The organism is Thermostichus sp. OS-CIW-26, from assembly GCF_054058395.1.
Genome location: NZ_JBSSAG010000006.1, coordinates 41,096 through 66,033 on the forward strand (window position 1 = coordinate 41,096; position 24,938 = coordinate 66,033).

23 protein-coding genes, 2 tRNA genes and 1 pseudogene are annotated in these 24,938 nt (G+C 59.2%); 5 read left to right on the top strand and 21 right to left on the bottom strand.

What is annotated here, in order from left to right:
- Positions 1 to 83: 83 nt before the first annotated feature.
- The 7 genes from ACVW0C_RS04325 to tsaB all read right to left on the bottom strand — a co-directional run bounded on the left by ACVW0C_RS04325 (position 84) and on the right by tsaB (position 4,571).
- Positions 84 to 155, bottom strand: a tRNA-Val gene (locus ACVW0C_RS04325).
- A 116-nt stretch (positions 156 to 271) separates the two neighbouring features.
- Positions 272 to 586, bottom strand: a complete 315-nt coding sequence (locus ACVW0C_RS04330; RefSeq protein ID WP_414344235.1) for an antibiotic biosynthesis monooxygenase family protein — start codon at positions 584 to 586, stop codon at positions 272 to 274.
- 3 nt (positions 587 to 589) lie between these two features.
- Complete coding sequence (locus tag ACVW0C_RS04335) at positions 590 to 1,336, bottom strand: phosphoadenylyl-sulfate reductase (protein WP_011432094.1); 747 nt, start codon at positions 1,334 to 1,336, stop codon at positions 590 to 592.
- Positions 1,337 to 1,410: 74 nt separating this feature from the next.
- Positions 1,411 to 2,340 (bottom strand): metallophosphoesterase family protein, encoded by a 930-nt coding sequence (locus ACVW0C_RS04340; protein ID WP_011432093.1) that lies wholly within the window; start codon positions 2,338 to 2,340, stop codon positions 1,411 to 1,413.
- 385 nt (positions 2,341 to 2,725) lie between these two features.
- The gene (gene accB / locus ACVW0C_RS04345) at positions 2,726 to 3,199 is read right to left on the bottom strand and encodes an acetyl-CoA carboxylase biotin carboxyl carrier protein (RefSeq protein WP_457384487.1); all 474 of its coding nucleotides are present in this window, start codon (positions 3,197 to 3,199) and stop codon (positions 2,726 to 2,728) included.
- A 70-nt stretch (positions 3,200 to 3,269) separates the two neighbouring features.
- Positions 3,270 to 3,827, bottom strand: a complete 558-nt coding sequence (gene efp, locus ACVW0C_RS04350; protein WP_457384453.1) for an elongation factor P — start codon at positions 3,825 to 3,827, stop codon at positions 3,270 to 3,272.
- A gap of 36 nt (positions 3,828 to 3,863) precedes the next feature.
- A complete protein-coding gene (gene tsaB / locus ACVW0C_RS04355; protein ID WP_414383701.1) occupies positions 3,864 to 4,571 on the bottom strand; it encodes a tRNA (adenosine(37)-N6)-threonylcarbamoyltransferase complex dimerization subunit type 1 TsaB in 708 nt (235 codons plus the stop codon).
- 98 nt (positions 4,572 to 4,669) lie between these two features.
- Here tsaB and psbA point away from each other — a divergent pair, with 98 nt between their 5' ends.
- Together psbA and ruvB are read left to right on the top strand one after the other, a co-directional pair.
- Positions 4,670 to 5,734 carry a photosystem II q(b) protein gene (psbA, locus tag ACVW0C_RS04360; RefSeq protein WP_457384454.1) on the top strand — a complete coding sequence of 355 codons (1,065 nt, stop codon included), beginning with the start codon at positions 4,670 to 4,672 and terminating at the stop codon, positions 5,732 to 5,734.
- A 140-nt stretch (positions 5,735 to 5,874) separates the two neighbouring features.
- Positions 5,875 to 7,011 (top strand): Holliday junction branch migration DNA helicase RuvB, encoded by a 1,137-nt coding sequence (gene ruvB / locus ACVW0C_RS04365; RefSeq protein WP_011430641.1) that lies wholly within the window; start codon positions 5,875 to 5,877, stop codon positions 7,009 to 7,011.
- 52 nt (positions 7,012 to 7,063) lie between these two features.
- Here ruvB and ACVW0C_RS04370 read toward each other — a convergent pair whose 3' ends face one another.
- Positions 7,064 to 9,757, bottom strand: a complete 2,694-nt coding sequence (locus ACVW0C_RS04370) for a phycobilisome rod-core linker polypeptide (RefSeq protein ID WP_457384455.1) — start codon at positions 9,755 to 9,757, stop codon at positions 7,064 to 7,066.
- A 193-nt stretch (positions 9,758 to 9,950) separates the two neighbouring features.
- Here ACVW0C_RS04370 and ACVW0C_RS04375 point away from each other — a divergent pair, with 193 nt between their 5' ends.
- Entirely contained in the window at positions 9,951 to 12,134 is a 2,184-nt protein-coding gene (locus ACVW0C_RS04375; protein ID WP_457384456.1) for a glycosyltransferase 61 family protein, read from the top strand.
- On the opposite strand, the gene ACVW0C_RS04380 is transcribed toward ACVW0C_RS04375, so the two are convergent.
- From ACVW0C_RS04380 to nifB, 13 genes and pseudogenes are all read right to left on the bottom strand, one after another.
- Positions 12,135 to 12,218 (bottom strand) — tRNA-Leu (locus ACVW0C_RS04380).
- Between the two features lie 111 nt (positions 12,219 to 12,329).
- Positions 12,330 to 12,605: pseudogene (locus ACVW0C_RS04385) on the bottom strand (L-lactate MFS transporter); the annotation flags it as partial.
- A gap of 341 nt (positions 12,606 to 12,946) precedes the next feature.
- Positions 12,947 to 13,147, bottom strand: coding sequence for a putative nitrogen fixation protein NifT (nifT, locus tag ACVW0C_RS04390; RefSeq protein WP_011430645.1), 201 nt, complete (start codon positions 13,145 to 13,147; stop codon positions 12,947 to 12,949).
- A complete protein-coding gene (locus ACVW0C_RS04395; protein WP_011430646.1) occupies positions 13,144 to 13,407 on the bottom strand; it encodes a nitrogen fixation protein NifZ in 264 nt (87 codons plus the stop codon). The genes nifT and ACVW0C_RS04395 overlap by 4 nt, the downstream gene beginning before the upstream one ends.
- The gene (locus tag ACVW0C_RS04400; RefSeq protein ID WP_011432085.1) at positions 13,404 to 13,553 is read right to left on the bottom strand and encodes a hypothetical protein; all 150 of its coding nucleotides are present in this window, start codon (positions 13,551 to 13,553) and stop codon (positions 13,404 to 13,406) included. The genes ACVW0C_RS04395 and ACVW0C_RS04400 overlap by 4 nt, the downstream gene beginning before the upstream one ends.
- On the bottom strand, positions 13,543 to 14,730 hold the full coding sequence (gene nifV, locus ACVW0C_RS04405; RefSeq protein ID WP_457384457.1) for a homocitrate synthase: 1,188 nt from the start codon (positions 14,728 to 14,730) through the stop codon (positions 13,543 to 13,545). The genes ACVW0C_RS04400 and nifV overlap by 11 nt, the downstream gene beginning before the upstream one ends.
- 253 nt (positions 14,731 to 14,983) lie before the next feature.
- Positions 14,984 to 16,519 carry a nitrogenase molybdenum-iron protein subunit beta gene (gene nifK / locus ACVW0C_RS04410; protein WP_457384458.1) on the bottom strand — a complete coding sequence of 512 codons (1,536 nt, stop codon included), beginning with the start codon at positions 16,517 to 16,519 and terminating at the stop codon, positions 14,984 to 14,986.
- Between the two features lie 65 nt (positions 16,520 to 16,584).
- Positions 16,585 to 18,048, bottom strand: coding sequence for a nitrogenase molybdenum-iron protein alpha chain (gene nifD, locus ACVW0C_RS04415; RefSeq protein ID WP_457384459.1), 1,464 nt, complete (start codon positions 18,046 to 18,048; stop codon positions 16,585 to 16,587).
- A 95-nt stretch (positions 18,049 to 18,143) separates the two neighbouring features.
- Positions 18,144 to 19,022, bottom strand: a complete 879-nt coding sequence (gene nifH, locus ACVW0C_RS04420) for a nitrogenase iron protein (protein WP_011430651.1) — start codon at positions 19,020 to 19,022, stop codon at positions 18,144 to 18,146.
- Between the two features lie 277 nt (positions 19,023 to 19,299).
- Positions 19,300 to 20,211: a Fe-S cluster assembly protein NifU gene (gene nifU, locus ACVW0C_RS04425; RefSeq protein WP_414351570.1), complete on the bottom strand. Its 912-nt coding sequence runs from the start codon at positions 20,209 to 20,211 to the stop codon at positions 19,300 to 19,302.
- A 56-nt stretch (positions 20,212 to 20,267) separates the two neighbouring features.
- Positions 20,268 to 21,467, bottom strand: coding sequence for a cysteine desulfurase NifS (nifS, locus tag ACVW0C_RS04430; RefSeq protein ID WP_457384460.1), 1,200 nt, complete (start codon positions 21,465 to 21,467; stop codon positions 20,268 to 20,270).
- 39 nt (positions 21,468 to 21,506) lie between these two features.
- Positions 21,507 to 21,800, bottom strand: a complete 294-nt coding sequence (fdxB, locus tag ACVW0C_RS04435) for a ferredoxin III, nif-specific (RefSeq protein WP_099813103.1) — start codon at positions 21,798 to 21,800, stop codon at positions 21,507 to 21,509.
- Positions 21,801 to 21,825: 25 nt separating this feature from the next.
- Positions 21,826 to 23,262, bottom strand: a complete 1,437-nt coding sequence (gene nifB, locus ACVW0C_RS04440) for a nitrogenase cofactor biosynthesis protein NifB (protein ID WP_011432078.1) — start codon at positions 23,260 to 23,262, stop codon at positions 21,826 to 21,828.
- 773 nt (positions 23,263 to 24,035) lie between these two features.
- On the opposite strand from nifB, the gene ACVW0C_RS04445 reads away from it, so the two are divergent.
- Positions 24,036 to 24,329 carry an Asr1405/Asl0597 family protein gene (locus ACVW0C_RS04445; RefSeq protein ID WP_457384461.1) on the top strand — a complete coding sequence of 98 codons (294 nt, stop codon included), beginning with the start codon at positions 24,036 to 24,038 and terminating at the stop codon, positions 24,327 to 24,329.
- Positions 24,330 to 24,383: 54 nt separating this feature from the next.
- Positions 24,384 to 24,929, top strand: a complete 546-nt coding sequence (locus ACVW0C_RS04450) for a ferritin-like domain-containing protein (protein ID WP_011432075.1) — start codon at positions 24,384 to 24,386, stop codon at positions 24,927 to 24,929.
- Positions 24,930 to 24,938 lie beyond the last annotated feature (9 nt).

The window sequence follows — 24,938 nt, forward strand, 5'->3', positions numbered from 1 at the left end:
TTCACAGGATCTGCAGGGGAGGGCTAGGCTCAGCACTGTAACCTGATCCTGGAGCAAACCTTTGTCAGCTTTTGCCAAAGACATGGGCTGTGCTGGAATTGAACCAGCGGCTCCCACCGTGTCAAGGTGGTACTCTACCACTGAGTTAACAGCCCCTATGAGCGATGCCGCTGTGCATCTGCCTGAAGGTCGGAAATCGATAATATCACATTTTGAACCCGTCCCATTGGGATTAGCCTGGGTGGAGAGTGGACGGGTGCCCTATTTCAAATCAAAAAGGGGATCCGGTCAGCAACTGGTAGTGCAACACCTGGGGTGGGCGAGCAAAGTAGGGCCCGATGAGGGCACGCCAGCGGACAAAGTTTTCCGATTGGCGAAAGTTGACCAGATGGGCCTCTAGGGATCCCCACTGAACGAGCAGTAGGTATTGCTGAGGGTGCTCCAGACAGCGCTGCAGTTGGTGCCCTTGGTAGCCGTCGGTCTGCTGCAAATAGATGAAAGCTTGAGCGATGGCGGCTTCAAAGGCGGCTTCAGAGCCGGGGGTAATTTCAAACTGAGCCACCTCAAGGATGGAGGAAGCAGTCATGGGTTAGGTATGCAGGCCGCATTCGGTTTTGCTTGTGCCCTTCCAGCGTCCAGAGCGGGGATCCGCCCCTGGCTCAACAGGCGCAGTGCAGTGGAGGCAGCCGATACTGGGGTAGTGGCGATCGTGCAGGGGGTTGTAAGGGATCCCGTGGTCAAGGATGTATTTCCAAACTTGGCCATTTGTCCAGTCAGCCAGCGGGTTGAGTTTGAGGCGGTTGCGCTTGCCGTCCCACTGCACCTTGCCGATATCGGCGCGGGTGGGGGATTGTTCCCGACGCATCCCTGTAATCCAAGTGGTGCAACCGGCCAGAGCACGATTCAAGGGCTCCACCTTGCGGATGTTGCAGCAGAGGTCGGGGTTAGAGCGATACAGTTCTGGCCCGTATTGAGCTGCCTGCTCTTCCGGGGTAAGCAAGGGCTTGAAGATCTGCAGTTGCAAGTGGGGGTAGCGCGCCAACACCTGCTCCCGCAGTTGTAGGGTTTCCGGGAAGTGAAAATCGGTGTCCAGAAAAAAAGCGCGAACACGGGGGTTAATCGCCGTGAGCAGATCGATCAGCACTAGGTCTTCCGGGCCAAAGCTACAGGCCAGCACCAGCCCATCTCCAAATTCTTCAACCGCCCAGGTGAGCAGGTCGCTTGCCGACAAAGGCTCAAACCGTTCGCTCAGGGACGCCACTTGAGGTTGATACTGCTCCCGCAGCGCTTGAGCCGCCAGCTCCCAGCGGCTAGAAGGAGAAAGGCTTGCTGTCATAGGGGGAAGACCGAACTCGACGATTTTTGCTCTTTTTAATCTACACTAATTCGGTCAAGCTTTAGGGGTTTTGATTACCAGGCGGCAGCGGGCAGAGGGAGAGAGCGGGATCCCTTGGCCCGGAGAGGGATTTGTCCCCAGCGATCCCGTCGGATCCCCATCACCAAGCCGTGCCAGAGGGGGCTGGGATCCAATGCCGGCAACTTAACCCAGTGGTAGCGCAACACCCCTCGCCGTGGGTTCACCTCCAGCTCAAACACCCGCAGAGCCGAAACCGGCCCCACCAGAGGAGGTGCCGTCAGGTAGGGGATCCCATCGCGGACATACACCTTCGGCACATGCAGGTGGCCACTCAGCACCGCCACCACCCGTCCGTGACGGGCCAAGAGAGCGTGTAGCGCCGAGGCTGGTTCGCTGAGGAGCCGGTACTTGCGAAACAAAACCGCGTCCATTTGAGTGGGAGCAATGAAGGGCGGCTGATGGATCAGCAGGATCAGCCATTCTTCCGGCACCGTTTGCAGATGTTCGCCCAGCCAGTGCAGTTGGGAGGGGCGGAGCACGCCCTGAGGCAAAGGGAAGCGTCCCAGGCTGGCGTCGAGGGCAATCAAGCGGATCCCGGGCAGAGGGGAAAGGCTGTAATCGACGTAACCAGTGGGAGCCAGGGACAGGGGAAATTGGCTTTGGCACCAACGGATAAACTGATCTCGGTTAAAGCGTCCCTTTCTCCTCAGGGTGTCGATATCGTGGTTGCCCAGGCTGAGGTAATAGGGCACCCGCAGTTGGGCAACAATCTCCTGGAAAGATTGAAAGCTCTCCGGATCCGCTTGATCCACCAAATCCCCGGTAAACACCACGAAGTGCAGATCGGGCACCTGGTTGAGATGGGCAACGGCGGCTTCCAACTGGCGGCGGGGGGAATCGGACATCCACCAACAGCGGCACCCCGTCTCGGGCATCAGGTGGACATCTGAGACTTGAGCAAAGCAAATGCGTTGGGTTGCCATTGTTTAGGTACTTATTCACACCTCACGCCCGCATCATAGTCAATGAGGGGCCGGGGGGCTATGGGCTTCTCTTAACCTCAGCTGGGAGCCATCGGCAACTGGGGCACAGGTAGGGCTGTGAAAGGGGCGCGCAGACTGGTCAAATTGGTCTGAGAGGGTTTCCCAGGCTGTCACCCCCAACTTTTCTCCCAGCAGGATGGATTGAATGGATTGATGAGTAGCAAAGCGGTCTGTATCCTTTGCTCCATCCCATACTTCCCGGCTCTGGAAAACTGCCGGATACAGTGCTTCAACACCGATCACATCCCCTCAATCCGATTCAACTCTGGTGTATACACAGGCAAGGGAGATTGGGTCGCCAAAATCCGGTTTACCCCCTTGCCCATCAAGCCGTGGGATCCAACCGCATCAACACCTGCCCAAACTCCACCGATTGCCCATTGCTCACCAAAATCTCGGTCACCACACCTGCCGTTTCAGCCTCGATTTCGTTCATCAGCTTCATGGCTTCGATGATGCACAGGGTTTGGCCCTTGTTCACCCGTTGGCCAACCCGCACAAAGTCAGGTTCACCTGGAGCTGGGGCGCTGTAGAAAGTGCCCACCATTGGTGACGTCACGTCTATCCAATGGCTGGGGGTGGATTTGGGAGCAGTGGGAGGAGGGGGCGCTTCTGCAGGAGCAGGAGGAGGCGCAGAGGAGACAATAACCGGACTGGCGGGGGTGGAGGAGAGCTCAGTCGGGATCCCTTTGCGCAAGGTGAGGCGAAAATCTTTGAACTCCAGAGTTAGCTCGGTAACATCGCTCTCTTGCAGAGCGGCCAGAAGAAGCCGAATTTCCTGCCAATTGACGACATCCAAGGGAAAGTTCACTCCTGATGCATCACCTGTCCACAACGGAAATCCATAACCGGATAAGGAGAAGGAGAACTTACTCCCGGCCCAGATAGGTGTCGGTGCGGGTATCGACCCGAATCCGTTCCCCCACCTTGATGAACAAAGGCACCTGGATCTCGGCACCGGTCTCCAGCTTGGCCGGCTTGGTTCCCCCAGTGGCGGTATCTCCTTTCACCCCTGGATCTGTTTCCACCACTTCCAGAACAACGGTGTTGGGCAGCTCCACATCGATCACCTGCCCTTTCCAGCGCAAGATTGACACTTGCATGTTTTCTTTCAGATATTTCACGGCGGAGCCAATTTGGGCGGCGGTAATTGGAGCCTGCTCATAGGTCTCCATGTCCATAAACACCAAGTTGTTCCCTTCCGCGTAGAGATACTGCATCTCGACTTTTTCGATGGTGGCTGCGGGCAGGGTTTCACCGGCGCGGAAGGTTTTCTCCACAACGTTGCCAGTCTGCATGTTTTTGAGCTTAGTGCGCACAAAGGCTGCCCCCTTGCCGGGTTTCACATGCTGGAACTCGATCACCTTGTAGGGAGCTCCGTCAATTTCTACAGAGACGCCAGGGCGCAAATCGTTGCTTGAGATCATGTCAGCAGAGGGATCCGTTGCTTAGACTTCCCAATCTTACCGTGACGATGGGGCACTCCGTTCGCGCTGGGGAGGCGGAGTCCGATTCAGCCCTCTGAGATCAATCGGGGGCTGGCGACCGTAAAGGGGCAACACCTCCTGCCACTGAGGGCGCAATCCGGCCCGAAAATCGGCGCGGGCCAATTCTGCCAACGCCACCACAGGTGCAGGATCCACAAAATCGGCGGCATTCACGGATAGAGCTTGCGGCCACTGTCGGAGAGTTGCCTGCCAAGCCTCTTCCTCCCAGAGCCGATCGGCCACTTCTGCAGCGACACCCTCTTCTGTCACCCGATATACGCCGCCATACCACTCTTCTCGTTTGGCGTCCATCTGCACCGCCACCGTCAAGGGCTGGGGCGGGGATCCCTGCTCCTGCCACACCTGGCGGGCGAGGACGGCCAAAGCCGAGTAGCCAAACACGGGAATGCCCAGTTGCTGGCCCAGCAGACGGGCCACGCTCACCCCCAAACGGCTGCCCGTAAAGCTGCCCGGCCCCAAAGCTACAGCGATCCCAGCTATCTGCGACCAAGCCTGACCGGCCAAGAAGACTTTCAAGCAGGGGTGCAACTGCGCTGCCATCTCCCGATCCAGCCACCAGCTCTGACTGCGGGTTTCTCCCAACCCTGGCTCCAACGGCAGCAGGGCCAGGCCCAAAACGGGCGTGGTGGTGTGGATCCCTAAAATCCAGCGGACAAGCGACATGGCCTCTCTCAGGATCAAAAAAGGTGGTTGACGAAACTTAACGGATGTTTTAAGTTTAGGTTGTCAATCTTCGCGCTTCCTTAGGGAAGTTTGACCTCATGACTACTGTTATCCAACGTCGCTCAACCAGCAACGTGTGGGAGCAGTTCTGCGAGTGGGTCACCTCCACCGATAACCGCCTTTACATTGGCTGGTTTGGGGTGCTGATGATTCCCACCCTCCTGACTGCCACCACCTGCTTTATCATCGCCTTCATTGGGGCTCCGCCGGTGGACATTGACGGCATCCGCGAGCCTGTTTCTGGTTCCTTGCTGTACGGGAACAACATTATTTCTGGGGCTGTAGTGCCCTCTTCGGCAGCCATTGGCCTGCACTTTTACCCGATTTGGGAAGCCGCCTCACTGGACGAGTGGCTGTACAACGGCGGTCCGTACCAGCTGATTGTGCTGCACTTTTTGATTGGGGTGTTCTGCTACATGGGACGCGAATGGGAGCTGAGCTACCGTTTGGGGATGCGGCCCTGGATTGCGGTGGCTTACTCTGCGCCGGTGGCAGCGGCCACAGCAGTGTTTTTGATTTACCCGATTGGGCAGGGGTCGTTCTCGGATGGGATGCCCCTGGGGATTTCGGGGACCTTCAACTTCATGCTGGTGTTCCAGGCAGAGCACAACATCCTGATGCACCCGTTCCACCAGCTGGGCGTGGCTGGCGTGTTTGGGGGTGCGCTGTTTAGTGCCATGCACGGGTCGTTGGTGACCTCGAGCCTGATTCGGGAGACCTCGGAAGAGGAGTCTCAGAACCTGGGGTACAAGTTTGGGCAAGAGGAAGAGACCTACAACATTGTGGCGGCGCACGGGTATTTTGGCCGGTTGATTTTCCGGTATGCGTCGTTCAACAACAGCCGGAGCCTGCACTTTTTCCTGGCGGCTTGGCCGGTGATTGGGATTTGGTTTACGGCGCTGGGGATCAGCATCATGGCGTTCAACCTGAACGGGTTCAACTTCAACCAGTCGATTGTGGACAGCAACGGTCGAGTGGTTGGGACGTGGGCTGATGTGCTGAACCGGGCGAACCTGGGGATGGAAGTGATGCACGAGCGGAATGCGCACAACTTCCCGCTGGATTTGGCGGCGGTGGAGGTAGCGCCTGCGGTGCGTGGCTGATGGCCTGACCTGACGCTTCAACAGCATTGGTGGATCCCCCGGCTTGGTCTGGGGGATTTTTTTGTTCTCTTCGCTGGGGTGATCTTTCCCAGAGCTTTTCTAGAGTTAAATTGGGGCCATTGCCTCTGTGACTTAGGGATATGGCAATCATTTCTTCTCGGGATACAGGCCAGAACGCTGAGGGCCCCAAGCGGCGGCAGCAAAAGTCTTCAGCCTGGAGAAAAGAAGGCAGAGAGTTGAGCTTTGCTGGGGAAAGGGGAGCGGATCCCTCTGCCCTGTTGCAGCCGCAAGCCCACCCTGGCGAAGCCCAGGAAGAATCCCTGCGCCCGCGCACCCTAGCGGAATATATTGGCCAGACGGAACTTAAAGAAGTGCTCTCCATTGCCATTGCGGCGGCCCGCGCTCGCCAAGAGCCTCTGGATCACCTGCTGTTCTACGGCCCGCCTGGTCTAGGCAAAACCACGGTGGCAGCAGTGCTGGCGGCAGAAATGGGATCCCAGTTCTACATGACCACCGCGCCGGCTTTGGAGAGCCCCCGCGACATTGCCGGGTATTTGGTGCGCTTGAAGCGGGGGGATGTGTTGTTTATTGACGAGATCCACCGCCTGCCCAAGGTTACAGAAGAATTGCTCTATCCGGCGATGGAGGATTTTCGTCTTGATATCACCATCGGCAAAGGCCGCTCTGCTCGCATCACCTCTCTGCCCTTGGAACGCTTTACCCTCATCGGGGCCACAACCCGCATTGGCGCCCTCACTTCTCCGCTGCGGGATCGCTTTGGCCACGTGCAACGGCTGCGCTTTTACGAGCCTCACGAGCTGGTGCAGATCGTGCTGCGCACGGCTCGCCTCTTGAATGTCTCCACCGATCCAGAAGGGGCTGCAGAGATCGCCCGCCGTTCTCGGGGCACGCCCCGCATTGCCAACCGCCTGTTCAAGCGGGTGCGAGATTACGCCCAGGTGCGAGGGGATGGCCACATTAGCCAAGAAGTGGCAGCAGCCGCTCTGGAGCTGTTCCAGGTGGATCCCATGGGTTTGGATTGGATCGATCGCAAGCTGCTGACGGTGCTGGTGGAGCAGTTCGGTGGAGGGCCAGTGGGCTTGGAGACGATGGCCGCGGTGACGGGTGAGGATCCCCAAACCATTGAAGAAGTGTATGAGCCTTATCTGCTGCAGATCGGCTACCTGCAGCGCACGCCCCGGGGTCGAGTGGTTACCCCTGCTGCGCTACGGCATCTGGGCTATGAAGCCCAGTCTCCTCTGCCTTTGTGGAGCTAATTTGTCTTTTCCCTCTCCCACAAAAGGAGAGAAGGGGTTGAGAGCTCCATATCTAGCTGCGGTCATTGCCCACAGGGCTGAAGCTGGGCACCACCAGCTCGCGGTTTTGCTTGGTAAGGCGACCGTACAGCTCCTGCGTGTTGGGGAAGTTGGCCGCCGGCAAGGTGGGGAAGCGGCGATAGGGCACCGTGTCCTCGCCGAAGAGATCCCGATATTCCTGGGTGTTCAGCAGGGCGCGCACAAAGGCTTTCACCCCCTGGGTGGCCAAGATCTGGTTGTACTTGCGGATCTCCTGCTGGTTGAGAGGCGCACGGCCCAGGAAGTGCTTGGTGCCCAGCTCGATCACCTTGGTGTTGGGATAGGGGGCATAGAACTCGGAGCGGTACAGCTCGGAACACCCCAGGGCCTCGATGAACTCCTTGACGGTGATCTCGCCGTTGCGCAGCTTGGACTCGGCAGAGCTGAGCTCGGCGCTGATGTTGTAGATGTCCATATCCCGCTCGAAGACCTGCCGGTAGGCGGCGCGGATGAGGTTGTTGACTTCCGCTTTGTTGGCCAGGCTGGTGAGCTTGAAGACAGGGATCTCTTGGCGTACCTTGGGCACCCCCTGCTGGGCCCGCCGCTGGATTTCCAGCTCGCCGGAAGGCATATCCCGAGGCTGACCCAACTTGACAAAGAGAGGGATGTCGTCGTCGGTGCGAATGGGCTTGGTCACTGCCATGTCGGTGGAGCCGGGGCGCATCCGCCGCAGCGCCAGGCCGCCGGGGGTGAGGTAGCGCTCGTAGGGCACGATATCTTCCCCGAAGACCCGCTGGTACTCCTCGCCGTCCAAGATGGCATCCACCACCGCGTAGAACCCCTGCTTGGAGGCGATGTCAAATAGGCGGTTCATCTCCTGGCGTCCGTAGGTGGGTCGGCCCAGCAGCTTGCGGTGGATGAACTCGATGGCTTTGCAGACATACAAGCTGGACCAGTACTTGTTGCGGAAGAGATCGGACTTGGCCAGTTGGCGCACAAACTCTTTGACGGGAATTTCCCCCGACTCCAGCTTGATCTCCCAACGGGTTAGCCGTTGGCCTTCGTAGGGCACATAGCCGTATACCTGTTGGTAGCAGGCGCGGATCACCGCCTGGGTGGATCCCTCGCTGCCGACAATGCCGGCCCGCACCCCCAGCCGTCGGCTGCGATCTCCCGGAGTCTGGGTGAGCTTGAAAACCTTCGGGCCAAGGCTACCGGGATCCCCTGCTGCTCTGGGATTGGTGCGCTCGTTGGTCAGGGCAAAGCCGCGCCGGATGAGGATGCGCTTGACATCTTTGTTGAAGGGAGCAGGGCGGGCGCTGAGGGAACGGGTTTCCTTGGGGAAGATGGCCCCAAATTGGATCTCCAGCGGGTCATTGCCGGAGCCATAGGCATGCTGATCCGGCAGGGGCCGGTTGTAGCGGGCAAAGAGGGTAATGAACTGGGGCACCTTGCGGCGGGGGGCAGCGTAGTTGTAGAGGTCGAATTTGGCCCCCCAGTTGGCGCTGGTTTGCGCTTCTACCCCCAGCTTGCGCAGGTAGGGTACCGTCTCTTCGCCGAAGTAGTCTCCGTACTCGCGGCTGTCCACCAGCGCGTCCACCAGGCCAGCCAGACCCTTGCTGGAGACGATGGAGAAGTAGGTCTGCACTTCCTCGCGGGTTTCGGGAGCCCGCCCCAGGAAGTGGCGGAAGGCCAGCTCCACGACGCGGCTGTTGATGTAAGGCTCGTAGAACTGCTTGCGATACAGCTCCGATTTGCCCAGGCGGCGAATGAACTCCTTCATGGAGATCTCGCCGTTTTTCACCTTCGACTCCAGGTCGGAAAGCTTGAGGCCGTAGGCGCGGCGGATATCCCGCTCAAACACCTGTCGATAGGCGGCCTTGATGACTTCTTCTTTCTCGGCGTTGGACAGCCCCGGCTTCATGGCAAAAACGGGAACTTTTTCGGCAGCCAAGTTGTAGATCTGGGGTAGCTGCAGCCCTTGCAGAGGGATCCCGTCGGCGGTGCTGGCATTGCGCTGCCGCAGCTTGTCGGAAGGGGCGGGGGCGATGAACTCGCTCAGCAAGACATCGAAATATTGGTTGATGATGGCAACTGCTTCGGCATCTTTGCGGAAGTAGCCAGCCGCCGCCCGTTTCATCTCTTGAATGGCGACAATGGTGGCCTCGGCGGAGCAGGCATTTTCGATGATCTCCCGCAGGCCGCGCGTGTTGACGGCGATGATACTGGGATCCCCGGCCACCAGGGCGTAGGTAACGTAGCGCAAAAACCAGCTCAGATCCCGCAGCGATTTGCGCATGTTGGCAGCTCCGTAGCGGGAGATGTTGATGGGGCGGAAATTGGGGGGAATCTCCACGCCGCTGGCGCTGAAGATGTTGCGGATGGCCTCGATGAATCCGCCGGTGGATTCCACGTAGAAGGCAGTACCCAGCTTGAAGGCTTCTTTCTCGTCTTGGGTCGCTTCTGGCCGCTCCAGATAGGCCATGGGCGAGCCCCCTGTGAAGATGCGGTTGGCTGCCCGGCTGACGATGATTTCCGAATTGGCCGCAATGACCTCGGCAATCTCTAGCCGTTTCAGGCCGCTGGAGAAAAAGTCCTCGAGGCGATCCAGCTCGGTGCGTCCCAGATAGCGATCCTGCTGTTCCGCCTGGGAGATGGTCGATACAGGCACGGTTTGGTAGAGACGGGGGTTGGAAACGACTGCGCCAGCGGATACGTTGATACCCATCGATCTTTTAAACTCCGTTTTGATCGAAAAAACTGCCGACAAAGGCCGAGGACAGTGCCATCGAAGGGGGTGAAGAGGCTGACCCACGACTGGAGGAGCATCCCTCTCTGAGCTGAGAAGGATCGATGCCCGATCCATGAGGGGGAAGCCAAGCCTAGAATACTAGGGGCACGGGCCCAGAGTGGGGAGGTTGTTGCAGTTTGTAACACTGTTTCTCATCCACAAAGACATGGCTCTCAACCCAGCTCTACCCTCCCATCTGTTGTCTTCCGCTTTTCTCCTTGAGGATTGGGAGCAGGGACATTACGAACGCGTTACCCAGGTTTTACAGCAACAGCTCGAGCAGGGATCCCCCTCTCCAGAGCTGTATTGGGAGCTGGGAGCCGCCTATCTCCTGCTGGGTCGGGAACTGGAGGCGCAGCTGGTGTGGCAAGAGGGCTTGGCGATGCTGCAAGCGGGGGGGGTGGCCGAATCCGAGGCCGTCTACCACCTGCTGAGGAGCTTGCAGGCTTTGGCGGAAAGCCTGTGGGAGAAGGGCTATTGGCCGCAGGCAGCAGCTCTGTATCGGCAGCTTCTGGAGTTGGGGGATGGACAGCTGGAGCTGTCTTCTGGCCAGGCTTTGGCTGCTCACCGCATTGGCCTGACCCAAGAGCGGAGCCGGCTGTGGGCTGCGGCAGCGGAGTGGTTTGAGCGGGCTTGCCAGCAGGATCCGACGGCGGCAGAGAGTTTTTGGCGCTGGGGCTTGGCCCTGATGAAGCTGGGCCGTTTGCGAGAGGCGATTTCCCCTCTGCAGGAGGCTGCGCGGCTGCGCCCTGAGTGGGGGGATCCCTGGGTACAGATGGGCCTGGCGTGGCTGGATCTGCAGGATCCAGTTCAGGCTGTGGGGTGTTTCCAGGCGGCTGAGGCGCGGGGCACCGGGACAGCGCAGCTCTACAGCTACTGGGCGGAAGCGGAAGTGCGGTTGGCTCACCCTGAGGCGGCTTGGGAGAAGGTTTGCCGAGCGGTGGCAGCGGAACGGAATTGGGTGCAGGCGTGGTGTGAGGGCAGTGGCAGAGAAAGCCCTCTGCGGTCTGGACTGGAGCAGGCATGCAGAGGGGAGGGCCCCGATTGCCTGCTGTACTCGGCTTGGCGGCAGCGTTGGGCTCCAGAAGGCGTTGCCCCTCCAGCAGACTCCTTTTCCCAGAGCACTCCCCCTACAACTGACTTCTGGCCGGTGCCAACCCAAGGCTACCTCACCACCCGACAGTGGCATCAGGCCACGGGCGAAGGGGACTACCAACTGCTAGATCCAGGGGGGGTTCTCTGTCTAAAAGCGCCCCCTGCCGCTGATCCCGACATTTTGCAAAAGTTGCGCCCGCAGCGCATCCCCTTGGCAGAGACCTTTGTCGCCCAGATCCCCCGAGGATCCGTCCACGTGGGCCACTATCCCCGCCACCTCTACGCCAGCTTTGCCAGCGGGGTGCTCACCCGCCGGGGAGAATTGCTCGCCGATCTATCCCTGAGCTTGCCGCCGCCGGAGTTCCTCGACTGGGACTACAGGCCAGATCACCTGCGACACCACCCCCTGCTGGGCTTGCCCCATCTCCCCCCACCGATCCCACTGGATGGCCCCGTTGCCCTTTTGCCCTTGGGGGCAGTTAATTACTTTCACTGGATGGTGGATATTCTGCCGGCCCTCGATATCCTGCAGCGGTCGGGCGCCCTGGAAAAGGACATCCCCATCTTGATCCACGGGTATCAAAGAAAGCCCTTTCAGGTGCAGAGCTTGGCTGCTTTGGGGATCCCAGCCGAGCGCATCCTCAGCTTTGAGCAGTTGGGGGGATCCCATCTGCAAGCCCAGAACCTGATCGTGCCCTCAGCAGGCGCTCCGGTGGGGTGCTTGACGCCTAGGGGATTGGAGGTGCTGCGGCAACTGGCCCAGCCGAGTTTCTCCATCGACCCCCTGCAGCCGCGGCGAATTTACATCAGCCGTCGGTCTGCCCGCTGGCGGCGGGTGATCAACGAAGCGGAGGTGCTAGCCTGTTTGCACCCTTGGGGATTTGCACCGGTGCAAATGGAAACCCTTTCTCTTCAAGAGCAAATAGCCCTAATGCAAGGGGCAGAGGCGGTGATCGGGATCCACGGGGCGGGCCTAACCAACCTCGCCTTTTGTCAACCCGGCACCACCGTCATCGAGATCTTGCCCAGCAATGCAGTGCTTCCCTATTTTTGGAGTATTGCTCAGGTGGCAGGGTTAAGGTATTTCCCCTTGGTGGCGCCTGTTTGCGATCCGGCTTTGGTGGCTCTTCTTTCCAGCCCCGATTTGGATCGAGAAGATGCCTGGGTTCGGATCCCGGACTTGCTGAATGTGCTGGAACAGACAGGGATCAAGGGATGATGGGATCGGAGGGACTCGAACCCTCACGTTCTTGAGGAACAACGGATTTTAAGTCCGTAGCGTCTACCATTCCGCCACGATCCCAATCTGTCGGCAATAGCCGTACTACTCTACCAAACTGCTTGCCTTGGGGGGGCAAGTCTTTAAGTTGGTTCACCCAGCCCTGCAGTGGAGGGTATGAAGTAGGGGATTGCTGCCCCCCAGAGCCAGTACTCGGCGGGATCCCCAGCGGGGGATGACAAACCCTGTGATGGGCATGAGGGTAGCGTAGAACACGAGGGCAACCGTGTAGGGCAGCAGGCTCTCACTGGCCCCGATCCCCAGCTCTGTTTCCAGAGGCTTGCGGAAAATGCTCCAGGAATAGACGGTTCCCAGGCAAAGAAGAACCAGGAGCCCCAGGAGGATAAAAAGCCATCTCCCTCCATAGGCTGGTTGTCTATACAAAGTAATGGGGGATCCAACCCTTTTCATGGGTATTTGGAGCTTGTTAGCTTGTGGGGGCGTGGGGTAGCTAAGCCCCGCACTGTAACCGTAGCATCAGTGTCGGGATACAGATACCCCCACATGGTGTATGATGGGAGTAGTTGTACAAAACGGCGTTGCCGGAATCTGGTACAACTACGCGGTAGGGCATTCCGTGTCTGCGCGTGGAGGGTTCTTGCGAAGGCTCCCCGATGAAGCGCGAAGCCCACGCTGTACCTGTAGGGTCAGCGATGGGAGTATGTCACAGCTGAGTTCAACCCATTCTCTCAGCCCTTTCGAGGATGAGCCGATAGGAATAGAATTGCTTGAATTGTTCAGCCAACCGTTGGCTAGAGGCGTTTGGCCTCTACCGTCTTGGGCAGAGACAAAGGCTCCGGCAGCTCCGGGATGGACAATTCCCAACCGTTGCTCAAGGTGAAAATGGTTTCCCCGGCCTCTGAACGGGTGGCCACAACCGATTCTTCCAGATCTTTTTTGGGAACGTAGACCATCAAATGCCCGTAGGCACTTTCGTGCAGGATGACTTTCATAGCCCTTTCTCCACAAGTTCCAGCTCTTGGGCGCGGCACCCCACCACCAAGCCTTTGGCCAAGCAGTGGACGGCATAGACGTAAAACCGTTGTAGAAAGGTGCCAATGGAAATCACGTAACCTTCGTCGCCCGGAACGGCCAAGATTTTCCCCACCGGCTGGCCGAAGAAGGTGCCATCGTTGCGGATGACCTTACGGATGCGGACTTTGTCGCCCAGCTCAAATTGGGGAGGGCGATCCAGCTCCAGTTCGTCGCTCATGGGGTACCTCCTGTGATTTCTGCCAACACCTGACAAAGCTCTTGGCGGGTTAGGCTGCGGCCTACTTGGCGCGCCCGTCGAGACACGGCTGCCAAAATGGCCTGAGATTTGGAAGTTTCCTTTCCGGACAAGCGGTTAGACAACATCGGGATGGCTCTCCTCTGGGATGGGTTCTGGAGTGTGTTGCGCCCATTGCGTCAGCGTTGCGCGGCAATAACGGGCCAGCTCCGCGGGCGGGATCGGATGCTTGCAGTGGGTGACGTGCTGCCGCACCTGTTCCAGGAGCTTTTCCAGTTGGCCAGGTGGGATCTGCTCGACAGGGATCCCCTGTTCCTTGAGGATTTGCAGCAGCAAATGCCTGCCGGAGTGTTTGCCCAACACCAGCCGCCGCTGGCCGCCCACGGCTTCTGGTGGGAAAGGCTCATAGGTCTGGGGATCCCGCAGCACTCCCGCCGCATGAATGCCCGACTCGTGGGCAAAGGCGTTGTCACCGACGATGGCCTTCCAGGGAGGTAGGGGAGCACCGCTGGCCCGTGCCACCTGTTGAGACAGCTCCCGCAAACGGCGGGTATCCACCCCAACATCGATCCCCAAGGTGTAGCGCAAAGCCATCACCACCTCTTCCAAGGGGGCATTGCCGGCCCGTTCCCCCAAGCCGTTGACGGTGGTGTTCACCGACTGAGCGCCAGCGCGGATTCCGGCCAAGGCATTGGCAGTGGCCATGCCCAGGTCGTCGTGGGTGTGCATCTCCACAGGGATATCGATGGCCTGCACCAGACGGCGAATCTGCTTGTAGGTGCTAAAAGGATCCAAAACGCCCACCGTATCGCAGTAGCGGAAGCGCCGACAGCCCCAGCTTTGGGCCATTTGGGCCAGCTCGATCACCTGCTCCAGGGAGGTGCGGCTGGCATCTTCTGCCCCCACCGAGACCCACAGCCCCTGCTCCAAGGCCATCTCCACGCATTGGCGCAACTGTCGCAGCAGCCGAGGGCGATCCCCTTGGAACTTAGCGGCCATTTGCCGATCCGAGACCGGCACGGAGATGTGGATCCGCTTGAGGCCGCAACGAATAGAGGCGAGGATATCGCTGGGCACAGCCCGGTTCCAGCCCAGCAGCTGAGCCCGCAGCCCCAGGCTGAGCATGGCGCGAATGGCTTCCGTTTCCACGGCGCCCATGGCCGGGATCCCCACCTCGATCTCGGGCACGCCAATGGCATCCAAGAGGGCGGCAATGGAGATTTTCTCGGGGATTTGGAAGGCTACCCCTGCCGCTTGCTCCCCATCGCGTAGGGTGGTGTCGTTGATGGTGATAGAGGAATTCATGGGATCCATCCTCCAAGACCTACGGCCCGCCTAGGCAATCGGTAACCGTCGATGGTGCTCCGCACCGCTAGCGGGACCCCGGTTGCGTCAGGGCAATCATGTCCAGGGTAGAAAGCTCAACCAAGTTGCCGCAGAATTCATCAGATTCCTGTAAGGCTTGGCTGTTCCTCTTAGCGGGGTGGAGTCTTTGGAGCAGGGGATCCTTGACAAAGTCCGACAAAGTCCGGCCTCTGGGATCCCGCTGCTCTGGCCATCAACGAATTAAGTCGAAGGAGATGTCGGTTTTGCCGGGGATGATGCTGCGCCGATCGGCCTCATCCAGAATGGTGTTGACAATCCAGTTAAGGAGGTTGAGCGCCCCCACATAGCCATAGGTGGGATAGCGATGCAGATGGTGGCGGTCGAAGATGGGGTAGCCGATGCGCACCAAAGGCGTGCCCGTATCCCGCCACAGGTATTTGCCGTAGGAATTGCCGATCAGCAGATCCACCGGCTCGGTGAACATCAGAGAGCGCAGATGCCAGAGATCCTTGCCCCCCCAGACGGTTGCCCCCTGTCCATAGGGGCTAGAGGCCAGCAGTGCCCGCGCCTCGGCTTCGAACTCCTCGTTGCTGTTGGTCACCACCACATGGATCGGCTCCGCTCCCAGCTCCAGCAACAGGCTGAGCAAGCCCATCACCAGATCCGGATCCCCATACAGGGCTACCCGCTTGCCGTGGATCCACGCTTGGGAGTCCGTGAAAGCATCCACCGCCCGGCCCCGTTCGATCTCCAGCTCGGCGGGAATGGGCTTGCCCGTTAACTGGGATAGCTGCATCAAAAACTCATCCGTGCCCCGAATACCCACTGGCCGCGCCGTCAGGGTGGGCCGACCCGAGGCCTCTGCTAGAAACTCCAGGGTCTTGGGCGTGGTGTAGCGCTGGAAGGAAAAAGTAGCCTCGGCGTTGAGGCATTGGGCGGCCACCTCCAGAGGGGTTCCGCCGGGATACATGTGGAAAGTGCCGTCGTTGGGCGAATCCAAATAGTCGGAGTTGTCCGCCAGCAAAGTCAGCGGGATCCCAAATAAGCCGAAGATGCGCTTGATCTCCCGCAAGTTGCCCACGTAGGTATCGAAGCCAGGGATGACGTTGATGTAGCCATTGCTACCCGTGCGGCCCACCGGCTCGGTGAGGGTGCTGAGAATGCTCTTGAGCATGTTGTCGTAGCCGGTGATGTGGGATCCCACAAAGCTTGGCGTGTGGGCATAGGGCACCGGGAAGTCGCGGGAAATCACTCCCTCATTTCTGGCCGTGGTGATGAAGGCCCCCAGGTCATCCCCGATCACCTCCGCCATGCAGGTGGTGCACACGGCGATCATCTTGGGCTTGTAGAGGGCGTAGGCATTTTCCAGTCCCTCGATTAGGTTTTTGAGGCCGCCAAACACCGCCGCATCTTCCGTCATCGAGGTGGAGACCGCCGAAAAGGGCTCCTTAAAGTGGCGGGTGAGATGGGTGCGAAAATAGGCCACGCACCCCTGGGATCCATGGACAAAGGGCAGAGTTCCCTCAAAGCCGACAGCGGCGAAGATGGCCCCTAAGGGCTGGCAAGCCTTGGCAGGGTTTATCGTCAAAGCTTCCCGCTGAAAGTTTTTCTCCCGGTATTCCCAAGATTTTGTCCATTCGGCCACCCGGGCCACTTCTTCCGGGGAAGGGAGATCTTCAAAGGTTTGCTTGCACTGCAGAAGCGCCTGATACTCCGGATCTTGAAACAGGCGGGCATGATCTTTGATGTCTTGGATATCTTGCGGCATGGTCGGTCTCCTAATGAGGGGCAGGGGAAGGAAGGGCCGTTGGCGTCTGGGATCCCGGCTGCAAGCTAAGACTTCCAGGGGGCTTTGACCAGATCCCAGGTGGGGCTATTCAAAGCCAAATCCATATCGCGAGCGAACACGGCAAAGCCGTCGTAGCCGTGGTAGGGGCCGGAGTAGTCCCAAGAGTGCATCTGGCGGAAGGGCAAAGCCATCTTTTGAAAGACGTACTTCTCCTTGATGCCGGAGGCGATGAGATCTGGCTTCAACCTCTTGGCAAATTCTTCAAACTCGTAGCCGGACACGTCATCGTAGATGAGGGTGCCGTCGTCGATGTACTGGGTGGTGCGCTTGTAGTCGTCGCCGTGGCCGAATTCGTAGCCGGTGGCAATCACCTCCATGCCCAGCTCCCGGAAGGCCGGGATGACGTGGCGGGGTCGCAGTCCGCCCACCATCAGCATCACCCGTTTGCCCTCCAGGCGGGGACGATACTTGGCAATGACAGCCTCGCTCTGGGGCTGGTACTTGGCGATCACCTGCTCCGCCTTGGCCTGAATGGTCTCGTCGAACCGCTGGGCGATGGCCCGCAGCGACTTGGCAATTTGGGTGGGGCCAAAGAAGTTGAACTCCAGCCAGGGGATCCCGTAGGCTTCCTCCATGTGGCGGCAGATGTAGTTCATGGAGCGGTAGCAGTGGATGAGATTCAGCTTCACCCGAGGGGCAAGCAGCATCTCGTTCCAGGTGCCATCGCCGGAAAACTGGGTCACTACCCGCAGGCCCATCTCCTCCAGCAAAATCCGGGAAGACCAAGCGTCGCCGCCGATGTTGTAGTCCCCAATCAGGGCCACATCGTAGGGGCCGGGCTCAAAGTTGAGGGATCCCTCCTTCGCTTTCTTGTCAGCAATGGGCAAAACCCAGTCCCGCACCGTATCGTTGGCGATGTGGTGGCCCAGGGACTGGGAGACCCCCCGAAAGCCTTCGCAGCGCACCGGTACCACCGGCTTGCCAATTTCTTTGGAAACTCTCTTGGCCACTGCCTCGATGTCATCCCCGATCAAGCCGACGGGGCATTCGGACTGGATGGTAATGCCTTTGGCCAAGGGGAAGAGTTCGCTGGCTTCTACCAAGAGTTTGGCCAGTTTTTTGTCCCCCCCAAACACCACATCCCGCTCCTGGAAATCGGAGGTGAACTGCATGGTAACGAAGGTGTTCACCCCGGTGATTCCCACGTAGTAATTGCGCCGTCCCGACCAGGAGTAGTAGCCGCAGCCCACGGGGCCGTGGCTGAGGTGGATCATGTCTTTGACCGGCCCCCACACCACCCCCTTGGAACCGGCATAGGCACAGCCGCGAGTGGTCATGACGCCGGGGATGGATTTAATGTTAGATTTTACTCCGCAATCTGCTTTGCCCTCGTCATAGACGTTGAGGTGCTTAGCTCTCTTTTTCTGAGCTTTTTCGGGGTAGGTTTCCAGAACCTCCGTTACGATTTTCCGGGTTTCCTCTTTGAGGATACTTTTCAGAGTAGTCATGAGAACCTCAGCTATTGGGTGTCATGGATAAAAGCCACAGTGCGAGGGGGGGCTGAGGGAGGAAACCAGCTACCCCCAGCCCGTCTTTTCGGGGATCAGACAGGGGCCAACTCTTTTTCGGTTTTGCCGATGAGGTGGGCGATTTTCTGGTCGTCGTCCAAAACGCCGAACTCTATCAACAACTGCTCCAGCTCATCCATAGAGATGGGGGTGGGGATCCTCAGATCCGTGTTGTTGATGATCTTTTTGGCCAAGGCCCGATACTCGTCAGCTTGGTTGCAGTCGGGGGAGTACTCGATCACCGTCATGCGGCGCAATTCTGCGTGCTGAACCACATTGTCGCGGGGGATGAAATGCAGCATTTTGGTGTTGAGCTTTTCGGCCAGAGCCTCGATCAGCTCGATCTCGCGATCCACTTTGCGGCTGTTGCAGATCAAGCCACCCAAGCGCACGCCGCCAGAGTAGGCGTATTTCAGCACGCCGCGGGCGATGTTGTTGGCCGCATACATGGCCATCATTTCGCCGGAGCAAACAATGTAGATCTCTTGGGCCTTGCCCTCCCGAATGGGCATGGCAAAACCGCCGCAGACCACGTCCCCCAGCACGTCGTAGCAGACAAAGTCCAGATCCTCGTAGGCTCCGTTTTCTTCCAAGAAATTGATGGCGGTGATGATGCCTCGTCCGGCACAGCCAACGCCAGGCTCGGGGCCACCGGATTCCACGCAGCGCACCCCTCGGTAGCCGGTGAGAACCACTTCTTCCAGCTCCACGTCTTCTACGGATCCCCGCTCCGCCGCCAGGTGAAGGACGGTGGTCTGGGCTTTGCAGTGCAACATGAGGCGGGTGGAATCGGCCTTCGGGTCGCAGCCGACGATCATGATCCGCTGCCCCAATTCGGCCATACCGGCAACGGTATTCTGACAGGTGGTGGATTTGCCGATACCGCCTTTGCCGTAGAATGCAATTTGTCTCATGGTTCAGTTCTCCTAATGAAGACTTGAGGAAAGACTTGGGGGCGACTTAAGGGTTAGAAATCTCCTGCCAATGGGCGCAACTGGTCGCATTAGCGAGACGGGATCCTTACTGCAAAGGATTTCAGCTCGCGGGAAGGCAGCCTTGGATCCCTTGGAATCCAAAAGCAAACCGGTTGAACGGTGGGGCTCTCCCGAATCGAGGCAGGAGATGGGGGAAGCGACGGGGAGTAACAGTGGGGCAGATCATAGGGCTCTCAGGCTTATCGAGAATGGGGAACTAGAGGGCATGCACGGTTAAAGTGGGCCACACCTGTTCTTGCAGGCGGGTTTCGATGAGCAACCGCAGGGTGTTTTGCTGGCTGGGGCAGGTGGTGCAGGATCCCTTGAGGCGTACCCACACCTGATCCCCTTCCAGGTCGTACAGCTCCACATCGCCGCCATCGGCCAACAGCAGCGGGCGAACTTCCTCCTCCAGGACGGCCTGAATGCGGGCGATCTTTTGCAAGGTGGTGAGGGGAGAGGGAGCAGCGGGAGAGGGCTCTGTCTGGTTTTGGGAGTTCCCTTTTGAATTTCTTGAATCTTCTGAAGGGGTTGCGTCAGTCTCTGCCAGAACAGCGGCGATCAGGTCTTCAATCTGGGCCAGGCAGGAACCACAGCCACCACCCGCTTTGCTGTAGGCTGTTACTTCCTCAGCGGAGGTGAGGTGGTTTTCCCGGATCAAGCGGCGGATCTTTTGCTCGCTGACGCCAAAGCAGGAGCAGACCAAAGCGCTGTCATCATCCGTGTGGTCAGGCAGAGGAAGGCCGCGATAGCTGTAGATGGCTGCCTCCAGAGCCTCTTGCCCCATCACCGAGCAGTGCATCTTGGCGGGGGGCAGGCCGCCTAGGTAGTCAGCGATTTGGCGGTTGTCGATCCGCAGGGCTTCATCCAGAGTGAGGCCGGTGATCAGCTCCGTCAGAGCCGAGGAAGAGGCGATGGCGCTGGTGCAGCCGAAGGTTTGGAAGCTGGCAGCCAAGATGCGCTCGCTGGCCTCGTCCACCTTTAAGTAGAGCCGCAGGGCATCGCCACAGGTGATGCTGCCCACTTCTCCCACCACCACCCGAACACCAGGCTCGGAGCTGGGATCCATTGGCCCTTGGTTTTTGGGGTGGTAGAAGAGTTCCAAAACTTTTTCGCTGTAGTCCCACATGGCTGGATCCTGAGTTGAGGATGCTAACGGTCGAGGGAAGATGAGTTTGAGGGGGGTCAGCGGTGAGCCAGTTCCCGCTCCTGCTGTTGCAGCCAGTCTTCCGCCTCGTGGCTGAAGGGGGAGATGGCCCGCAAATGCTCGATGATCCCCGGCAAAACCTCCAGCACCCGCTCCACCTCTGCCGGCTGGGTAAAGCGGGAGAGGCTGAAGCGGATCGAGCCGTGCAAAACGGTGTAGGGCAGGCGCATGGCCCGCAGCACATGGGAGGGTTCCAGGGATCCGGAAGTGCAGGCGGAGCCGGAGGAGGCGCAGATGCCGTATTTGTTCAGCCAGAAGAGGATCGCTTCCCCTTCCACGAACTTGAAGCCCAGGTTGGTGGTGTTGGGCAGCCGCCGGGTGGGGTGGCCGTTAACCTGGATATCCGGGATCCGCTGCAGCAAGCCCTGCTCCAGGCGATCCCGCAGCAGCCGCTCATGGGGATCCCCCAGGTGGGCTTGGGCCAGCTCAGCCGCTTTGCCCAGGGCGATGATGCCCGGCACATTTTCCGTCCCGGCGCGGCGGCCTCGCTCCTGATGCCCTCCCAGCAGCAACGGACGGAAGCGCAAGCCCCGCCGCACATAGAGAGCGCCGATCCCCTTGGGGGCATGCAGCTTGTGCCCGGAAAGGGTGAGGAGATCCACCGGCAGGCGCTGCAGATCGAGAGGGATCTTGCCCACCGCCTGTACTGCGTCCACATGGACAACAGCCCCATAGCTGCGAGCCAGGGATCCCACCGCCTCGATGGGGAAAAGCACGCCCGTCTCGTTGTTGGCGGCCATGCAGCTCACCAGGGCAGTATCGCCGGTCAGGGCTGCTTCCAACTCCAGCAAGTCCAGGCAGCCTTGCTCATCCACCGAGAGGTAGGTGACGCGGTAGCCTTGTTTTTCCAGGTGCTTGCAGACGTTGAGCACCGAGGCGTGCTCTACCTGCGTGGTGATGATGTGGCGCTTCTGGGGTTGGGCTGCCAAGGCTGCATAAATGGCCGTGGTGTTGCCTTCGGTGCCGCCACTGGTGAAGACAATCTCCGTCGGGTCGGCTCCCAGAAGGGCTGCCACCTGTTCGCGGGCTTGGTTGAGGGAACGCCCCACCTGGCCGCCAAAACTGTGCATCGAGGAGGGGTTGCCGTAGAAGGTCTGCAAATAGGGCAGCATCGCCTCCAGAACCAGGGGATCCACGGCGGTGGTGGCGTTGTTGTCCAGGTAGATCACGGGGTTCATACAGGCTCCGAATCGATACAAGGTAGGGGTTGGGCAACGTTAAACGGCTTGCGGAGCGTGGGAATGGCACTGCTTTGGGCAAATGCGGGCGCAAGCCTGACAGCCGATGCAGAGGGCGGCATTGAGGATGGTCATCACTTTGCGCTCACTTTCTCCTTCCTCTTCGTTGTCGACAAACTCGCCGTCTTCGTTGAGGGCTCTGAGGGCAAACACACCACGGCCACAGACTTTGAGGCAACGGCTACAGCCGAGGCAGCGGCTGATATCCAGGCTTTCGATAAACTGTGGGATCCAGGGCAGTCCGCCTTTGGTGAGAGCAGTTACAGTAGCCATGGCCGCGTCTCCAAAAGATGAGGTCTCAAGATCGGGAAGATTTGCTGTCCAGGGCCTGGTTGACCAACCAGGTGCGGTAAAACTTGAGGGCCACCGTTTCAATGAGGTCGTAGTCTTCCACCACTTCGATGCCGGCCTCGCGAATACGCTTCATGGGGCAATCGCCAATCTTGGAGACCAATACAGCTCGGCAATCCCTGATGAGATCCAGAATTTGCTCTAGGTTGTTGTCCTCCCCGGATCCCCCGTGGCAGTACTGCGGGATCTTGCGGTGGCCGACAAACTGCGCCCCACGGGCGTTGACCTCGTAGATCAAAAACTCCCGCGCATGGCCGAAGTGGCGATTGACCAAGCCACCGCCTTTGCTGGCCACGGCCACCAGGATGGAGGGGCTGTCGGGAGGCAGGTCGGCTGTCCAGTGGGTCGGGGCTGCCTGCTGCTGAGCTTGCAGTTGGGCAATGCTTGCCTGTACCTGGCGGCGTTTTTCGGGGTCGTACTCGGGGGTCATCTGCATAAAGCGCTCCTTGGTGAACTCTTGGCTGCGGTCTTCCCCCAGAAGGCCCACCGCGTCCGCCCGACACTGGCGACAGTGGCGCATCATCCGCATGTTGCCGGAGCACCGATCTTGCAGGGCTTTCAATTCCTGAGGGGTGGGGCCCCGCTGGCCGATGAGGCCGAAGTAGGTGCCGTGTTCAGGCGCCGAGATCAGGGGCATGATGTTGTGCAAGAAAGCCCCTTTCTCCTGGATCACCCGGTTCACTTCCAAGAGGTGGGTGTCGTTGATGCCGGGAATGAGAACGGAGTTGACTTTGCAGAGGATGTCTGCCTCCCGCAGCAGATCCAGGCTTTCCATCTGCCGTTCGTGCAGGATGCGGGCTGCCTCCACCCCTCGAATGCGCTTGCGCCGCCAGCGGATCCAGGGGTAGATCTTGGCTCCGATCTCTGGATCCACCATGTTGATGGTCAGGGTGACGTGGTCGATGTTCAGCCGTTTGATCTCGTCGATGTAGTCCGGCAACATCAGGCCGTTGGTGGAAAGGCAGAGCTTGAGATCCGGAGCTTTCTCGGCAATGCGGGCAAAGGTCTCGAAGGTTTGCTTGGGGTTGGCCAAGGGATCCCCAGGCCCAGCAATGCCCACCACCGTCAGTTGCGGGATCTTGCCGGCAATCACCAGCACTTTGTGGGCGGCTTCCGCCGGGGTCAGCAGCTCGCTGACCACACCGGGCCGGCTCTCGTTGGCACAGTCGAACTTGCGGTTGCAGTAGTTGCACTGGATGTTGCAGGCGGGGGCTACCGCCACGTGCATGCGGGCGTAGTGATGGTGAGCTGCTTCGCTGTAGCAGGGATGGGTGGCGATGCGTTGCTGCAGATGAGGGGGGAGAGCCTGGCGGGGGCTGCTGCTGCAAGCGCAGGCCGATGGGAAGGGGGATCCCTGGCGGGGCGGAGTTGAAAGGGGCGGCATAGTGGGGTCAACCAGGGGATAGAACGTTACTGGCGGTTATATCAACCGCCCTCTGCCCGCTCCGTTGCACTCAGCCCGGTAGAACTGATCGAGTTTATTGGCTTTGTACTCAAGACCTGCAAAGCCTGATGGCAGGCCAAATCCAACTTTTTTTAGGGGTCAAGGGTCTGGTTTTTCAAGGCCGGGGATGCCGTATTTTGACCCAAAGGGGCGGGGGATCCGGCTGTGGGGAGGATCCCCGGAATCCCTGATTCGACAAGGGCTTGGGGCAATGCTTAAGAAATACTAAAAATCTGCTCAGATGCACTCAAGCGCCGCAGCCTCGGCTGCGTTTTGCATCAATTGCTACGATTTAATATCGTATCAGCCCAAAAGTGTATTGAAAATAGCCGTTTGAGTTTGAGGAAAGATCCCCCTGGGGCAAAGTCCTCGCCAAGGAAGTGAAGACTATTGCGGCGGCAGGCCGTCGGACTTTCTTGTTGTGACAGGGGGGATGTACTCGCTCAAATACCCATACCCTTCCCCGAAAATACTGGATCCCTGCAGGCAAAAGACTCAACCCCCTATCCCCAGAAAAACTTTTTTTGCGCTCTGGGCCAAGCTTCCAGGGCTTGAGTACATCGGCAATAACTCAATCAATCCTGATCGCCCGCTGCCAAGCCTGAGCCCCTGCAGCCGCTTGCTATAAGCGGGGGATATAAGCGGGGGAACAGAAACCCAACGGTTCTGCCCCTCTGTTGAGACTCGCCCCCTGCTTCCCAACCGGTGAGCTTATGTCCCCCCTTGTTTCTCCCCCACCGAAAACGGCTGAAGTGCTGCAGGTGCCCCGTTGCGATCGCTGGCGGATTCTCTACCGTCTGCAGGAGCTGGATTTGACCTGTGGCTGTACCCCGACCGGCCAACTGTGGGTGATGATTCGCACCCCCACCGAAGCCCTCCTCGTCCACAGTGTGCTCCGCCTTTTCACCCTTGACCGCTCTGGCTGGCTGAGTTGGTTGGATCGCTGCTGGTCTCTCCAGACCTGGGATCCCCCTGAGAGATCTGCAGGAGGGGATGACCACCCCTGAACCTCTGCCGTTTGCCTTCTTGCTTCTCCTGTTCACCTCGTTTTGGTAGCGCCAATGACCACTCCATCCCCCTCAACTCGCTCCTTCCAACAAGTCCGAGACAACCCCGTTCACCTGGGACGGGAGATCACGGTTCCCATCTGCGAGGGCCTCAACCTGGCTTGGGCCAGTCTTCAGGGGCTGTATTTGCAGTATCTGAAGCACCATCTGGTTGTCGAAGGAGCAGAGTTCTACTCAATTCATCAATTTTTCAACGAAAGTCTACAGGAAGTTCAGAACCACGCCCATGAGGTGGGGGAGCGCCTGAACGGCCTGGGTGGGATCCCGGCCTCCAGCTTTGCCAAGCTGGCGGAGCTGTGCTGCTTCAGCCCAGAAGGGGACGATGCGTTGGCTGTGCGGCCCATGCTGGAAGCGGATTTGCGGGCCGAGCAAAGCCTAATCGATCTGCTGCGTCGCCAGGCGGCTCTGGCGGAAAGTGTTGGGGATCGCGCCACCCGTCACCTCTACGAGCAGATTTTGCTGCGGACGGAAGAACGGGCCTTTCACCTGGCCCACTTTCTGGCTGCCGACAGCTTGGTTTTGGGCTTGTCCCCATCCTAGCTTGCCCAT